Origin of the sequence: Micromonospora sp. NPDC005220 (assembly GCF_040607895.1) — a bacterium.
Classification (GTDB): Bacteria; Actinomycetota; Actinomycetes; order Mycobacteriales; family Micromonosporaceae; genus Micromonospora.
In genome coordinates, this window is sequence record NZ_JBEXHP010000067.1 from 15,662 (window position 1) to 30,887 (window position 15,226).

Annotated in this window: 14 protein-coding genes; 11 read left to right on the forward strand and 3 right to left on the reverse strand. The window is 72.2% G+C overall.

Annotated features, from left to right (window positions below):
* Positions 1 to 24: 24 nt before the first annotated feature.
* Positions 25 to 1,227: an LPXTG cell wall anchor domain-containing protein gene (locus ABZU52_RS22245; protein WP_354972911.1), complete on the reverse strand. Its 1,203-nt coding sequence runs from the start codon at positions 1,225 to 1,227 to the stop codon at positions 25 to 27.
* 396 nt (positions 1,228 to 1,623) lie between these two features.
* Here ABZU52_RS22245 and rsmD point away from each other — a divergent pair, with 396 nt between their 5' ends.
* The 9 genes from rsmD to ABZU52_RS22290 all read left to right on the forward strand — a co-directional run bounded on the left by rsmD (position 1,624) and on the right by ABZU52_RS22290 (position 9,568).
* Positions 1,624 to 2,187, forward strand: a complete 564-nt coding sequence (gene rsmD / locus ABZU52_RS22250) for a 16S rRNA (guanine(966)-N(2))-methyltransferase RsmD (RefSeq protein WP_354972912.1) — start codon at positions 1,624 to 1,626, stop codon at positions 2,185 to 2,187.
* Positions 2,184 to 2,666, forward strand: a complete 483-nt coding sequence (gene coaD / locus ABZU52_RS22255) for a pantetheine-phosphate adenylyltransferase (protein ID WP_354972913.1) — start codon at positions 2,184 to 2,186, stop codon at positions 2,664 to 2,666. The genes rsmD and coaD overlap by 4 nt, the downstream gene beginning before the upstream one ends.
* Before the next feature lie 237 nt (positions 2,667 to 2,903).
* Positions 2,904 to 3,401, forward strand: coding sequence for a hypothetical protein (locus tag ABZU52_RS22260; RefSeq protein ID WP_030335287.1), 498 nt, complete (start codon positions 2,904 to 2,906; stop codon positions 3,399 to 3,401).
* 109 nt (positions 3,402 to 3,510) lie between these two features.
* Complete coding sequence (locus ABZU52_RS22265; protein ID WP_110562455.1) at positions 3,511 to 4,074, forward strand: YceD family protein; 564 nt, start codon at positions 3,511 to 3,513, stop codon at positions 4,072 to 4,074.
* A gap of 5 nt (positions 4,075 to 4,079) precedes the next feature.
* Positions 4,080 to 4,253 carry a 50S ribosomal protein L32 gene (gene rpmF / locus ABZU52_RS22270; RefSeq protein ID WP_030335284.1) on the forward strand — a complete coding sequence of 58 codons (174 nt, stop codon included), beginning with the start codon at positions 4,080 to 4,082 and terminating at the stop codon, positions 4,251 to 4,253.
* A gap of 114 nt (positions 4,254 to 4,367) precedes the next feature.
* Entirely contained in the window at positions 4,368 to 5,351 is a 984-nt protein-coding gene (locus ABZU52_RS22275) for a phosphate acyltransferase PlsX (RefSeq protein ID WP_354972914.1), read from the forward strand.
* On the forward strand, positions 5,348 to 6,271 hold the full coding sequence (gene rnc, locus ABZU52_RS22280; RefSeq protein WP_354972915.1) for a ribonuclease III: 924 nt from the start codon (positions 5,348 to 5,350) through the stop codon (positions 6,269 to 6,271). The genes ABZU52_RS22275 and rnc overlap by 4 nt, the downstream gene beginning before the upstream one ends.
* Positions 6,264 to 7,121: a bifunctional DNA-formamidopyrimidine glycosylase/DNA-(apurinic or apyrimidinic site) lyase gene (gene mutM, locus ABZU52_RS22285; RefSeq protein ID WP_354972916.1), complete on the forward strand. Its 858-nt coding sequence runs from the start codon at positions 6,264 to 6,266 to the stop codon at positions 7,119 to 7,121. The genes rnc and mutM overlap by 8 nt, the downstream gene beginning before the upstream one ends.
* Before the next feature lie 221 nt (positions 7,122 to 7,342).
* A complete protein-coding gene (locus ABZU52_RS22290; protein ID WP_354972917.1) occupies positions 7,343 to 9,568 on the forward strand; it encodes an MMPL family transporter in 2,226 nt (741 codons plus the stop codon).
* Between the two features lie 124 nt (positions 9,569 to 9,692).
* Here ABZU52_RS22290 and ABZU52_RS22295 read toward each other — a convergent pair whose 3' ends face one another.
* Positions 9,693 to 10,535: an endo alpha-1,4 polygalactosaminidase gene (locus tag ABZU52_RS22295; RefSeq protein ID WP_354972918.1), complete on the reverse strand. Its 843-nt coding sequence runs from the start codon at positions 10,533 to 10,535 to the stop codon at positions 9,693 to 9,695.
* 117 nt (positions 10,536 to 10,652) lie between these two features.
* Positions 10,653 to 11,810, reverse strand: coding sequence for a CAP domain-containing protein (locus ABZU52_RS22300; RefSeq protein WP_354972919.1), 1,158 nt, complete (start codon positions 11,808 to 11,810; stop codon positions 10,653 to 10,655).
* A gap of 372 nt (positions 11,811 to 12,182) precedes the next feature.
* Between ABZU52_RS22300 and ABZU52_RS22305 the strand changes: the two genes are divergently transcribed.
* Both ABZU52_RS22305 and smc read left to right on the forward strand, forming a co-directional pair.
* Positions 12,183 to 12,377 carry a hypothetical protein gene (locus ABZU52_RS22305; protein WP_007456482.1) on the forward strand — a complete coding sequence of 65 codons (195 nt, stop codon included), beginning with the start codon at positions 12,183 to 12,185 and terminating at the stop codon, positions 12,375 to 12,377.
* A 349-nt stretch (positions 12,378 to 12,726) separates the two neighbouring features.
* A partial coding sequence (gene smc, locus ABZU52_RS22310; RefSeq protein ID WP_354972920.1) for a chromosome segregation protein SMC occupies positions 12,727 to 15,226 on the forward strand: 2,500 nt, incomplete at its 3' end.

The following is a 15,226-nucleotide window of genomic DNA, read 5'->3' on the forward strand; positions in this document are numbered from 1 at the left end:
CCTCAGGTGTCAGAGCGGGTTGTCTCAGGCGGTGAAGCGCACCCGACGACGACGGGCCACCACGAACAGGGCGGCACCGGCCGCGAGCAGCGCCACGGCGCCGGCGATGATGCCGCCGGTGGCCGCACCGGTCAGCGGCAGAGCCGGCTCGTCCTTGTCGCCGCCACCCTGACCCGGGGTGCAGTCGGCCGGCTTCTCCCAGGCGATCGGGCTGGTGTCGTCGAGGCCCTCGGCCGCCGGCGTCACGGTCAGACCCTCGAACGCCTCGAACTCGACGACCACGGTCTTGCCCGGCTCGACGGTGTGCGTCTGCGCCTCACCCTTGTTCGGGGTCAGGGTCACCTCGAAGGCCTTGCCGTCCTCCGGGTTGGCGAAGCCGAAGATCAGCTTGTCGCAGGTGGACTCGTAGCCGGCCTGGGGCTCGCCCGGCTTGACGCAGTCCTCGGGGCTCGCCCACGTGTAGGGCTCGCCGACCGGCTTGTCACCCTCGCTGACGGTGATCTCGCCGGCCTTGGCCGGAACGACGATGTCCTTCTTGCTCTCGCCCGGCTTGACGGTGTAGGTCTCCGAGAAACCCTTGGCCTTGACGGTGAGCTTGGCGTCGGTCGTGGCGTCCGCGCCGTTGGCGAGCGTCACCGTGACGGCGCCCTCACAGTCGGAGGCGAAGCTGGCGGTGGGGATGGTCACCGCCGGCGGGGTCGTCGGCGGGGTGCTGGGCGTGGCGCTCGGCGTCGGCTCAGGCGTCGGCTCCGACGACGGCTCCGGCGACGGGCTGGCCGGCGGCTCATCCTTCGCGCAGGTGCCCTCGAACGTCACCTTCGCCGTGCGGGCGTCCTTCTCGGGGTAGCCGTCGTCCCAGCGGGCCTTCACGGCGAGGGTGGCCTCGGTGGCCGAGCCGGGCACCCGCTGCACGCCGGTGATCGGCGTGTTGACGTCGTACGGGTAGGAGGACTTGTCCGACGTCGCCACGATGTTGGTCACCGTGGTGTTGGCGGGGGTGAGCTCGACGCTCGCCAGCTGGAAGTACTTCGAGGAGTAGTGGTAGACGCTCTTGACGGTCCAGGTCACCACCCATTCGCCGGTGGTGGTGTCACAGACCGCCTGGCCGCTCGGCTCGGTGTAGTGGGCGCTCGCGGGGCTCGCGATGACGCCGACGCCGGCGAGGCCGATCAGCGCGCCCGCGGCGATGGCCGCGACGCGCCGGAACGGAGACTTGGGAGGGTTCACGCCTGCTCCTGGTGAGGGGGTACGGATCGCGTGGCGGGAGGCCGGGAGACATCGTGACCGGGGAGTCACCTGCTCACCGGGGCGTCGCGCGACGCGGTGGTGTTCCCGCAGCGAAAGCGGGGACAGGGGGAGACTGTACTGATGGGTGGTTGATGAGGGGAGTTCAGATCATTGCCATCCGGCAATGTCATCGATTCGTGATCTTTGATGCACCGAAGGTGTTGGTCCGGTCACTGCAGACGGTTCGCCCGCTCCTGCTCCACGGTGGAGGCCGCCCCGTCGGGGCTGCTCCGGTGCTCCGCGTCGACGCCGGGTGGTCGGCTCCGCGGATCCGCGCCGTCCGGACCGGGTCGGCGCCGCATCGCGTAGCGTCGCGGGCATGAGCAGGAGGAAACGGTGACCCGGATCGTCGCCGGGACGCTCGGCGGCCGGCGGATCGCCGCGCCCCCCGGCGCCGGTACCCGACCCACCTCGGACCGGGTCCGAGAGGCGCTGTTCAGCGCCGTCCAGGCCACTGTCGATCTCGACGGGGTCCGCTTCGCCGACCTGTACGCCGGCTCCGGCGCGGTCGGGCTGGAGGCGCTCTCCCGAGGTGCGCGGCACGTGCTGCTGGTCGAGTCCGACCCGCGGGCGGCCCGGGTGATCCGGGAGAACGTGGCGGCCCTGCGCGCCGGTCCGGCGGTCCGTCTGGTCACCGGCAAGGTGGCGACGGTGCTGGCCGCCGGACCGGACGGCGAGCCGTACGACGTGGTCTTCGCCGACCCGCCGTACGCGGTGCCGGACGAGGAGATCACCGCGCTGTTGGCCGCGCTTGTCGACGGCGGCTGGCTGGCGCCCGACGCGTTGGTGGTGGTGGAGCGGTCCCGCCGTACCAGGGAGTTCGACTGGGTGGACGGGATCACCGCCGAGCGCAGTCGCCGTTACGGCGAGACCACCCTTTGGTACGGTCGCCGATCATGAGACGTGCGGTCTGCCCCGGTTCGTTCGATCCGGTCACCAACGGACACCTCGACATCATTGGGCGGGCCAGTCGGCTCTTCGATGAGGTGATCGTCGGTGTGCTGGTGAATCAATCGAAGAGTGGCCTGTTCACCGTCGAGGAGCGCATCGAGATGCTCCGCGAGGTGACCTCGTCGTACGGCAACGTGCGGGTCGAGTCGTTTCGAGGGCTGCTGGTGGACTTCTGCCGGGCCCAGCAGGCCAGTGTGCTGATCAAGGGCCTGCGGGCGGTGAGTGACTTCGACTACGAGTTGCAGATGGCCCAGATGAACATCGGTCTGGCCGGTGTCGAGACGCTCTTCATGCCGACCAACCCGCTCTACTCGTTCCTCTCGTCGAGCCTGGTCAAGGACGTGGCCAAGTGGGGCGGCGACATCTCCGCGCACGTCCCCGACCCGGTCCGCGAAGCCCTCCTGGCCCGGCTGGGCCCTCGCAGCTGACCCCTGGCCCTCCGCGATCTTGCACGTGACGTGCCCGGATCGCCCCGTTCGTGGCGGTGTGGCACGACGGGAAGCGCAAGATCGACGCGGGGAGGCGGGCGGTGACCATGTCGCGACTCGCCGGGTTGGGGTGAGTGGGGCGGCGGTGGAGCGGGCACGACATGATTGGTGGCGCGGGGAACGGCCGCAGCCCGCATCATGGAGGTCGGCCGACGAACGACAGGGGTGAGGTAGCCGGTGGACCCGCTCGATCGCATCGACGAACTGATCGCCATCCTGGAGCAGGCCCGCTCCGTCCCGATGTCGCGCAACAACTGCATGGTCGACCGGGGTGAGATGATCGCTGCCCTCGATGAGATGCGCGCCGATCTCCCCGCCGACCTTCGTCGCGCCGCCGCGCTCCTGGAGGAGCGGGACAAGATCATGGAAGCGGGCAAGCGCGAGGCGGACCGGATCATCAGCGAGGGTGAGGCAGAACACGCCCGCCTGGTCTCGGTGAACGAGATCACCGTGTCGGCCGAGCACGAGGGCGCCCGGATCATCGGCGAGGCCCGCGCCGAGGCGCAGCGCCTGCGTGAGGAGGTCGACGACTACGTCGACACCGCGCTGGCCAACTTCGAGCAGTTCCTCACCCGGGCGCTGGCCTCGATAGAGCGCGGCCGGGACAAGATGCACGCGCTGCGCGAGATCGGCACCTTCGCTGGGGATGAGGCGGAACGCCCGCTACCCTTCTGAGCGGCACCTCACCAGCCGACTTCTCAGGCGGGCGTCGCCCCCGGTTCGACGGTCCGGCGGTCGTCCAGGTAACCTTTTTTGTCGGCCTCTCACCGGCCGGAGTCTAACTATGCCCAAGCACTCGCCATCGACACTCAACCCCAGGTCGCCGCTGGTCCTCGACACGAGGGACCTGCCGCGTCGCCCTGGCGCGTTGCGTGAGGTCCAGCGGGTCGTGCCGGCACCGGCGGACCTCGGTGTGGAGTTGATCGGCGTGCCGGAGGGCGCGGACCTCGACCTCGATCTGAGGTTGCAGTCGGTGTCCGAGGGCGTGCTCGTCTCCGGGACCATCACCGGTCCCGTCCGGGGCGAGTGCGGCCGTTGCCTGCGCGAGATCAACGACTCGATGGGCGTGACGATCCAGGAGCTGTACGCGTACGAGGACAGCACCACGGACGCCACGACCGACGAGGACGAGGTGGGCCGGATGCAGGGCGATCTGATCGACCTGGAGCCGGCGCTGCGGGACGCGTTGGTGCTCACGCTGCCGACCAACCCGCTCTGCCGGGAGGACTGCCCAGGACTGTGCCCCGAATGCGGGGCGCACTGGGACGATCTGCCGGCCGACCACAGTCACCAGCAGATCGACCCGCGTTGGGCGGGCCTGTCGCAACTGACCGTTACAGAGGAGTAAGAACCGTGGCCGTCCCGAAGCGCAAGATGTCGCGCAGCAACACCCGGTCCCGCCGGGCGAACTGGAAGGCGACAGTGGTCGCGACCGTTGCGTGCCCGCAGTGCAAGTCCCCGAAGCTGCCGCACGCCGCCTGCTCCGTCTGCGGCACCTACAACGGCCGCCAGGTTCTCGAGGTCTGACCTGGACGCCGAGTGACGCCCCCGACCCCAGGTCGGGCGGCGCGCGCATCCTGGCATTCGCCTGGTGCTCCGGCTCCCTCCGACGCCGGCCGGCCTAACCCGGCCGGCGTTCCGGTGGAGCCGGGCGCCGCGCGGATCGCCGTTGACCTCCTCGGCGGGGACGACGCTCCCGCCGTCGTGGTTGACGGCGCTCTGCGGGCCATGCGCGCCGACCCTGACCTGCATCTGCTTCTCGTCGGTCCGACCGAGGTCGCCGACGAGTTGATCGCTGCCCTCGATCCGGCCCAACGCGCCCGGATCTCGGTGCGGCCTGTCCGCGATGTCGTCGGCATGGCCGACCATCCCAGCGCCGCCCGCGCCGAGAGCACCGTCCGGGCTGCGGTCACCGCCGTCCGGGACGGGACCGCCGACGCCCTGGTCTCCGCCGGGGCCACCGGCGCCACCGTCACCGCAGCCGTGCTCGGCCTCGGCCGCTCACCGGAGATCCGCCAACCCGCCCTGGCCGCCACCCTGCCCGCCGTGGCCGGGCCGGTCGTGTTGCTCGATGTCGGCGGCTCCCTGGAACCCCGCCCGGCCACCCTCGCCCGGCACGCCGTGCTCGGCGCGGCGTACGCGGCGGTGGCCCACTCGATCGCCGCGCCCCGGGTCGGGCTGCTCTCGGTCGGCACCGAGGCCGGCAAGGGCGACCGGGTCCGCCGCGCCACCGACCCTCTGCTCGCCGTCGAACCGCTGCCCGGCGGGGCGCGCTACGTCGGCCTGGTGGAGGGCTACGACGTGGCCCTCGGCGCGCGCGCTGATGTGGTCGTCACCGACGGCTTCACCGGTAACGTGCTGCTCAAGGCCATTGAGGGCGCGTACGCGATGGCCGGCGGCCCACCCGCCGAGGGCGGCGCGCCCCGCGCTGCGGCCCTGTTGGGCGTCGCGGGGACGGTGGTCGTCTGTCACGGGTCCGCCCGCGCCGACGACGTCGCCTCCGGCATAGCTCTCGCCGCCCACCTGTGGCGGCGGCGCGCCACCGATCTGGTCTCCGCGTTGCTCGACCGCGACGCCGCGACGAATCGCACCGACCGCTCCACCGACACCGAGGTACGCACATGAGCAACGACAAGCGGCGGCGGGCGTCCGTCGGTCATCTGGAAGCCGCCTTCGGAGTGAGCCTGGAACCCGAGCTGCTCCAGCGCGCGTTGACCCACCGGTCGTACGCGTACGAGAACGGCGGGCTGCCCACCAACGAGCGGCTGGAGTTCCTCGGCGACTCGGTGCTCGGCGTGGTGATCACCACGGCGCTCTTCCACAACCACCCGGATCTGCCCGAGGGCCAGTTGGCCAAGCTGCGGGCCAGCGTGGTCAACATGCGGGCGCTCGCCGACGTGGCCCGGGGTCTGGGCCCGGACGGGCTCGGCGCGTACCTGCTGCTCGGTAAGGGTGAGGAGACGACCGGTGGCCGGGACAAGGCGAGCATCCTCGCCGACACGCTGGAGGCGCTGCTCGGTGCGATCTACCTCCAGTACGGCCTGGACACCACGGGAATCGTCATCCACCGGCTCTTCGACCCGCTGATGGCCGAGTCGGCCGGTCGCGGGGCCGCACTGGACTGGAAGACAAGCCTCCAGGAGTTGACGGCGGCGCTCGGGCTCGGCGTGCCGGAGTACCGGATCGAGGGCACCGGCCCGGATCATCTCAAGACGTTCACCGCCTGGGTGGTGGTGGCCGGCAACAGGTACGGCGGCGCCGAGGGGCGCAGTAAGAAGGAGGCCGAGCAGCGGGCCGCCGAGGCCGCCTGGCGGACGCTCGCCGAGCAGAACGGCCAGAACGGCGACGGCGGCCAGGCGGGTCGGACCGGCGACGGCGGCCAGGACCAGCCGGTCGACCGGGACGACTCGGCCGACCGGGCCGAGCCGTTCGGGCCGCTGGAGCGCGCCGAGCAGACGGCTCAGGCCGAGCAGGACGACCACCTGGCGCAGGCACTGCCGGCCGGGGATGCCGACGGCCACGAGACGGGGCGACGGAGTGCCTGAGCTGCCCGAGGTGGAGACCGTCCGGCAGGGGTTGGCCCAGTGGGTCGTCGGCCGGCGGATCGCTTCGGTCGAGGTTCGTCACCCGCGTGCGGTCCGTCGGCACGTTCCGGGCGACGTGCACTTCGCCGACGTGCTCGCCGGCCGGACGGTGCTGGACGCCCGCCGTCGCGGAAAGTATCTGTGGCTGCCACTGGACAGCGGTGACGCGATCGTCGGGCACCTCGGTATGTCAGGTCAGATGCTGCTCCAGCCACCCGGCACGACGGACGAGACCCATCTGCGGGTCCGGTTCCGGTTCACCGACGACGGTCCGGAGCTGCGCTTCGTCGACCAGCGCACGTTCGGCGGGCTCGCGGTGAGCGAGGGTGGCGCCGAGTTGCCCGACGAGATCGCGCACATCGCCCGCGACCCGATGGACCCGGAGTTCTCCGACGCGGCGTTCGTCGCGGCGCTGCGCCGCCGGCACACCGAGGTGAAGCGGGCCCTGCTCGACCAGACTCTGATCTCCGGGGTGGGCAACATCTACGCCGACGAGGCGCTCTGGCGGGCCAGGCTGCACGGCGGCCGACCCACCGACGCGCTGACCGGCCCAGCCGCCCAGCGCCTGCTCGGCCACGTCCGCGACGTGCTGGCCGAGGCGATCAGCGAGGGCGGCACCAGCTTCGACGCCCTCTACGTCAACGTCAACGGCGAGAGCGGTTACTTCGACCGGGCGCTCAACGCCTACGGCCGCGAGGGCGAGCCATGCCGCCGGTGTGGTGCGCCGATCCGACGTGAGGCGTTCATGAACCGGTCGTCGTACAGCTGCCCGCGCTGCCAGCCCCGGCCCCGGGGTTCCCTTCGGGGATGACCCGGAGCCGGCTCCGGGTCGGCACCGGCGGGTCGCGGCCGGACGCTCCGGGCCACACCTCGGCGTACGCCCGAATCGCGGTTGATGCCCGTCCGGCGGACCCACCGCCCGCGACGGACCGACTCCGGGACGGACGGGGGCTGTTCCCCGATGTGACCGCCTCGTCACGCCCCTAACGTCAGCACCGTTGACAGGGGGTCGACGTGACAGGGGGACACGAGATGGGCAACAGACCGGTGACGGTGCGGATGGCGCGGTGGAGCGCCGAGCACCCGTGGCGGGCGATCGCGCTGTGGGCCGTGTTCGTGGCGGTGTGCTTCGTCGGCGGCAACGCCGCCGGACTCAACGAGGCCACCAGCGGCGACCAGGCGATCGGCGAGGCGGGGCGGGCCAGCCTGATCGTGGACGCCGGTGACTTCGACGATCCGGCCGTGGACAACGTCCTCATCACCTCTCGGGGTGGCACGCTGGACCAGGCGGCGGCGAAGGCGGCGGCCGACGACGCGGCGGCTCGGTTGCGTACGGTTGCCGGGGTGGCCGGGGTGGGCCAGCCGGTCAGCGCGCGGGACGGGTCGGCGCTGCTGTTGCCGATCACCATGTCGGGCGACCCGGAGACCGCCTCGGAGCGGGTGCAGCCGTTGCGGGACGCCACCGCCACCGTGCAGGCGGCACACCCCCAGTTGCGCGTCGAGCAGGTCGGCGGGCCGTCGATCGGTCAGGCCCTCGACGACACTCTCGGCAAGGACTTCAAGCGCGCCGAGCTGCTCAGCCTGCCGGTCACCCTGGCGATCCTGATCATCGCGTTCGGTGCGCTGATCGCGGCGAGCGTGCCGGTGCTGCTGGCCCTCTCCTCGGTCGCCGCCGCGATGGGTCTGTCCACCCTCGCCTCGCACCTGGTGCCGGCCACCGACACCACGGCACCGGTGATCCTGCTGATCGGCATGGCGGTCGGGGTGGACTACTCGCTGTTCTACATCCGCCGGGAACGGGAGGAACGCGCCAAGGGCCGGTCCGGTCTGGACGCGGTGGAGATCGCCGCGGAGACCTCCGGGCACGCCGTGGTGGTCTCCGGCTTCGCGGTGATCATCTCGATGGCCGGGCTGCTGCTCGCCGGCGACGTGGTCTTCTCATCCCTCGCCATCGGCTCGATCCTGGTGGTGGCTGTCGCGGTGACCGGTTCGCTGACCGTCCTGCCCGCCCTGCTGGCCCGGCTCGGTCGCTGGGTGGACCGGCCCCGGGTGCCGCTGCTCTGGCGACTGACCGCGCCGCGTACCGGCCGGCACGGTGAGCCCCGCGCGCCCCGGCTGTGGCCGGCGGTGCTCCGACCCGCGCTGCGCGCGCCGGTAGCGACGTTGATCATCTCGGTCGGACTGCTGCTCGCGCTGGCCGCGCCGGCGCTCGGGATGAAGCTGAAGTTCCCCGGCATGGAGGATCTGCCCCGCACGACTTCGGCCATGCAGGCGTACGACCGGCTCACCGCCGCCTTCCCGAGCGCCGGCACCAATCACGTGGTGGCCGTCCGAGCGCCCGCCGACCAGGCGGACCGGGTGCGCGCCGCCCTCACCGAACTTTCCGCCCGAGCGGCCGGCGATCCGCTGTTCGCCCCGGCCGAGGCGGACGGCCCGAAGATCGAGGTGTCGGCCGACCGGCGGGTCTCGGTGCTGGACGTCGCCACCCCGTACGCCAGTCGGGACGACCGGTCGGTGCAGTCGCTGGAGAAGCTGCGCGGGGACCTGGTCCCGGCCGAGCTGCGGGACATCCCCGGCATCGAGTACGCGGTGGGCGGCGGCGTGGCCGACAGCGAGGACTACGCACAGCATGTCCGGGACAAGTTGCCGCTGGTGATGGGCTTCGTGCTGGTGCTGACCTTCCTGGTCATGGCGTTCACCTTCCGGTCGGTGGTGATCGCGGCAAGCTCGATCGCGCTGAACCTGCTCTCCGCCGGTGCCGCGTACGGCCTGCTGGTGCTGGTCTTCCAGGGTGAGTGGGCGCAGGGGCTGCTCGGCTTCACGTCGATGGGCGCGATCGTGTCCTGGCTGCCGCTGTTCCTCTTCGTGGTGCTGTTCGGCCTCTCGATGGACTACCACGTGTTCGTGGTCAGTCGGATCCGCGAGGGGGTCCGGGCCGGCATGTCCAACCGCGACGCTGTGTCGTACGGGATCACCTCGTCGGCCGGGGTGGTGACCAGCGCGGCGATCGTCATGGTCGGGGTCTTCTCGATCTTCGCCACGCTGAGCACGATCGACATGAAGCAGCTCGGCATCGGTCTGGCGGCGGCGATCCTGCTGGATGCCACCATCATCCGGGGTGTGGTGCTGCCGGCGTTGATGACCATGCTCGGCGACGCCAACTGGTGGGCTCCGCGTTTCCTGCGCCCGCGCCCGGCCACCGCGCCCACCGACCCGCCGGCTTCCGCCCCGGACCCGGTGCCGGTGCCGGTGCCGTAACCCCACCCGGGTACGGCCCCAGCGGCCCCCGCCCCACCGCTTGATCAACTCAATTTCATTGATGTCGCGGTATCCCAGGTCGCCGGATACCGCGACATCATGAAACCCGAGTCGATCAAGGGGATCAGGGGAGGGGGCAAGCTTCCCGCCAGGCGTCCAACTGGCGTTCCTTGCGGATCGACGCGAAGCCGTAGCCGACGGTGGTGACACAGAAGTCGTCGGTCGAGCCGGTGTACTCGACGTGGAAGACCGGCTTGCCGGCGTCGCTGAACGGCAGCAGCTTGGCGCACCGGGCCAGCCGGACGCACTCCTCGTTGACCGCGAAGTCGAAATCCGGGGCCAGTGCGGCGACCTGGGGCACGTCATTGACCAGACCGGGGGAGAGGCTCAGCGAGCGGGCCAGCTCGGCCAGGCGGCGGTTGAACAGCAGCTGGTCGTCGAAGTCGAGTGGAAAGCCGGTGCGTGCCGCGTACCCGTCGGCGTCGAAGAGCGCCACCGCGCCGAAGCCCTTGCCCCGGCAGAGCCGGAACCGGTCGGCCAGCACCGGCCGGAGCGCGTCCCAACTCCGGACGTCCAACCACCGGCTGTCGGGCCGACGCCCGGCCGCGCCCCGAACGATCTCCGGAAACCGGCTGGCGTCCCGGTCGTCGGAGCGGACCGACCCCACGCTCACCTGACAGATCAACCGGCGGTCCCGGGAGCGCAGCTCGGCGGTCTGCGCGGCGGTGGTGACGACCGGGTCGAGCAGGAAGACGTCGGCGTCCACCGCCGGGTCGAGCGGGCCGCTGACCTGCCACTGCCACTGCCAGTGCCGGGCCTGCGCCGTCGGCCAGGCGGTGGGCGCGCCGGGCGGGGTCAGCGCGGACCGGCAGCCGTACGCCGGCACCAACAGCACGAGAGCGACGCTGGCGGACAGGACGCGGCGCAGTGGGCGTACGGCGACGCGTCGCCGCGGCCGGATCCGCATCGGCAGCTCCCGGGTCCCGGACGGCCGGTCGCCGCCCGCACCGGTACGCGGCCCCCACGCTGCGGCCCGACGTACCTCACCGGGTCAAACGAGCGCGGGGGCGGGAACGACGCGCGGTCAGCGCGGCGCCGCGAAGACCTGCGTCCAGTACGGTCCGTTGCTGCTGGCGATGCCGACGCCGATCTCGGTGAACGCGCAGTTCAGGATGTTGGCCCGGTGGCCGGAGCTGTTCATCCAGGCGTCCATCACCGCGGCCGGGGTCTTCTGGTTCCAGGCCACGTTCTCGCCGTAGGTGCGCCAGGCGTAGCCGACCCGGTCCAGCCGGACGCCGGCGTTGCTGCCGTCGCTACCGGTGTGCGACATGTTCTGGTGGTCGGCCTGGTCCTGGCTGTGCCGCTGGGCGGCCGTCATCAGCTTGTCGTCGATGCTCAGCGCCTTGCAGCCGGCCTTGGCCCGCTCGGCGTTGACCAGGTCCACCACCTCGCGCGCCTGGGCGCTGACGGAACCGCTGGAACCGGTGGAGCCGCCGCTGGTGCTGCTCCGCGCGCTGCTGCGCGGGACGCTGCGGCGCGAGGCGGCGGTGCTCCGCGACGTCGCCGGCGTGGGCTTGACGAGCTTGCTCGGCGACGGGCTCGCGGACGCCGGGCTGGGTGTGGCGGACGGCGAGGGCGCGGCGAGGGTGTCAAGCGCCGGCTCCTCGGTCGGCGCGGCCGACGCGGCGAAGGTGTCGTCGACGGCCGTCGGCTGGGCGGCCCCGTCGTCACCACCGGGCAGGGCGAGTGCGCCGACGCCGAAGCTCACCACGAGGGTGGCGGCCGCGGCGGCACTCCCGATCATCAGCGGCCGGCGCCAGCGCCGGGGGGAGCGGTGCCGTCCCTCGCCGGGCCGCCCGGTCTCGGCGGTGTCGCGCCAGCCGTCGGTGGTCCCCGGGTCGGTGTCGGTGTGCCAGCCGCCGGGCGTCTCGGTGCGCCAGCCGTCGGCGGTGTCCCGCGCCGGGCGGTTGGCGCCCCAGCCGCCGGCCTCGTCGTCGGGCTGGTGGGCCGACCAGGCGGCGGTGTGGGCGTCGGCCGGCTCGGCGGGCGTCGCCCGGTCCGACCGGCGACCGTCGGTGGGCTGGTCCCGGTGCCAGTCGTCGCCCGGCTGGCCGGGCTCGTCACCGAACAGGTAGGCCGAGCGGGGCTCCGGGCCGTCGTGCAGCCAGGCCGGCTCGTCGGTCGGCCGCTCGGCGCGCCGGGGGGCGCCGTTCGGGTCCATCGGATCGGTCCAGCCGTGCACGCCTATGCCTCCAGGGGTCGGTTGTGGGCCGGGCTGACGCTACGGCGCGCCTCCGACCTGCGGCAACGTGGCTAAGAAAGAGTTAAGGGGAAGTCGGACGCCAGGGTGCGGACTTCCGCGGATCCGGGCGTACAGTAAAGGCGTCCGGACAGAGAGTGTCCGTGCCTTGCGGCAGCCCCCCGGCAAGTGGACAGGTCGACGTGGAGATGATCTACGGCCTGCGAGAACTTGACGAAGGAGGGGTTTCCGGCTCAATATATAGGTGTCGCCAGTCGCGCCCGGTCATGCCCAGATACAGCCTGGAATGACAGCCGCGTATGAATTGGGCGCGCGTTGGCCGGCCTTTCCGGCAGCGCATATCAAGGAGTCAGCATGGCGAAGGCCCTCTACGGCCACGTAGGTGCAGCGCCCGACCGGCGTCTGCTCGACGAGGTCACCCGACTGCGTGCCAGGGTGCAGGCACTGGAGTTCGAGATCACGCGTCTGCGTGCCGACAATGATCGGCTCGCGGCGGCTGCGGCGGAGGCGGACGATCTGCTCCGTCTGGCCGAGCCGGCGCTGACCTGATCTTCAGGTCTAAAAAAACTGAATCGCACCACCGCAAAAATGCGCGCCGACACCTCTGTGCCGGCGCGCAACACTGTCCGGCACTCTTTCGACGCCGACGATTCATGATCTTGCAGTGGGTGGCGCCGGAAGCGCACCTCGCAGTTACCGAAAAGCGTGTCGGCGCATAAGCCGATCATGAAGGGCCTTGTCTTTCTTCGCGGCCGACAGAACGACAGCGCGCCCACTGGCGACACGACCCGGGGCGGGTCGCGTGCCGGCCCACTTCCACCGCCGGGTTAGTCTGCGAGTTCACCCAGGTCCCCACAGCCGGCGACGGTACGGCGGCCACCGGACGAGGATCGAGAAGGTGTATCTCAAGAGCCTGACGGTGAAGGGGTTCAAGTCCTTCGCCTCCGCCACGACGTTGAAGCTGGAGCCCGGGATCACCTGTGTGGTGGGCCCGAACGGCTCGGGCAAGTCCAACGTCGTCGACGCCATCGCCTGGGTCCTCGGCGAGCAGGGTGCGAAGGCCCTGCGTGGCGGCAAGATGGAGGACGTCATCTTCGCCGGCACCGCCGGCCGGGCGCCGCTGGGTCGCGCCGAGGTCACCCTCACCATCGACAACACCGACGGCGCGCTGCCGATCGAGTACACCGAGGTGTCCATCACCCGCCGGATGTTCCGCTCCGGCGAGAGCGAGTACGAGATCAACGGCAACTCCTGCCGGTTGCTCGACATCCAGGAGCTGCTGTCCGACTCCGGCATCGGCCGGGAGATGCACATCATCGTCGGGCAGGGCCGCCTCGACGGCATGCTGCACGCCAAGCCGGAGGACCGCCGCGCGTTCATCGAGGAGGCGGCCGGCGTCCTCAAGCACCGCAAGCGCAAGGAAAAGGCGCTGCGCAAGCTCGACGCGATGCAGACCAACCTCAACCGCCTCACCGACCTCACCGCCGAGCTGCGTCGTCAGCTCAAGCCGCTGGGACGGCAGGCCGAGGTGGCCCGGCGCGCCGCCGCCATCCAGGCCAACCTGCGTGACGCCCGGTTGCGCCTGCTCGCCGACGACCTGGCCACCCTGCGGACCACCCTCGACCGGGAGATCGCCGACGAGACGGCGCTGCGCGAGCGGCGCGAGCAGATCGAGGGTGAGCACGCCGAGGTGCAGGGCCGACTCGGCGAGTTGGAAGCCGCCCTCGCGGAGGACGCGCCGCTGCTCGCCGCCGCCCAGGACACCTGGTACAAGCTCTCCGCCCTACAGGAACGCTTCCGCTCGATCGAGCAGTTGGCCCGGGAGCGGTTGCGGCACCTCAGCGCCACCGGCGACGACGAGCGACCCGGCCGTGATCCGGACCAGCTGGAGGCCGAGGCGGAGCGCGTCCGCGAGCAGGAGGAGGAGCTGCGCGGCGCGCTCACCGACGACCAGATCCGACTGGCCGAGGCGGTCGAGCACCGCCAGGAGCTGGAGCGGCAGCTGGCCGCCGCCGAGCGCGAGCTGGTCGCCGCGGCCAAGGCCATCGCCGACCGGCGGGAGGGGATGGCCCGGCTCACCGGCCAGGTCAACTCCGCCCGGGCGCGAACCACCAGCGCCGGCGAGGAGATCGAACGCCTCGCGATCGCGCACGCCGACGCGCTGGGCCGTGCCGAGCAGGCGCAGGCCGACCTGGACGCGGTCGCCGCCCAGTCCACCGAGGCCGACCGGGACAACGCGGACCTGGACGCCCGGCACGCCGAGGCGGTCGCCGTGCAGGAGCGGGCGCAGGCCAGCGTCCGATCGCTGGCCGACGCCGAGCGGGCGGCGGAGAAGGACGCCGCCACCTGGAAGGCCCGGGAGGAGGCGCTCGCCCTGGGGCTGCGGCGCAAGGACGGCGCCGGAGCGCTGCTCGCCCGCGCCGGGGACGTGCCCGGCCTGCTGGGCAGCCTCGCCGGGCTGCTCACCGTCGCGCCGGGCCACGAGGCAGCGCTGGCGGCCGCGCTCGGCGGCCTCGCCGACGCGGTCGCCGTCAGCGGGGTGGACGAGGCCGTCGAGGCGATGCGGCTGTTGAAGATCTCCGACGCCGGCCGGGCCGGCCTGCTGGTCGGCAGCCCGGCCGGGCCGGGCATGACCGGCTCCGCGGACGCGCTGCGCCCGAAGCTGCCGGACGACGCCCGGTGGGCGCCCGACCTGGTGGAGTGCGGCGCCGAGCTGCGTCCGGCGGTGCACCGGGCCCTGCGGGACGTGGCGCTCGTCGACGATCTCGCCGCCGCCGCCGAGCTGGTCGCCAGCAACCCCGAGCTGCGGGCGGTCACCCCCGACGGTGACGTGGTCGGGGCGTACGCGGCGGCCGGCGGGTCGGCCAAGGCCCCCAGCTACATCGAGGTGCAGGCCGCCGTCGAGGAGGCCCGCGCCAACCGGCTCACCGCCGAACGCGCCGGCTTGGAACTGCGTGATCAGTTGGTTGAGGCGCGCGCCGAGGTGGCCGCCGCCAAGGAGGCCGTGCAGCACGCCGCCGCCGAGAAGCGCGAGGCGGAGAGCCACCGCAACGCCGCCGCCCGCCGGCTGGCCGAGCTGGGCGCGGCGGCCCGGTCCGCGAAGGCCGAGACCGACCGGCTCGGCGACTCCCGCTCCCGCGCCGAGGCCGCCCGGCAACGGGACCTCACTGCCCTCGCCGAGCTGGAGGAGCGGCTCCGGCTGGCCGAGGAGACCCCGGTCGACGCCGAGCCCTCCACCGAGGAACGGGACCAGCTCGCGGCCATGGTGCCGCAGGCCCGGCAGAACGAGATGGAGGTCCGGCTCGCCGTGCGTACCGCCGAGGAGCGGGTCTCCTCGATCGCCGGCCGGGCCGACTCGCTCGCCCGGCAGGCCACCGCGGAGCGGGCCGCCCGGGAGC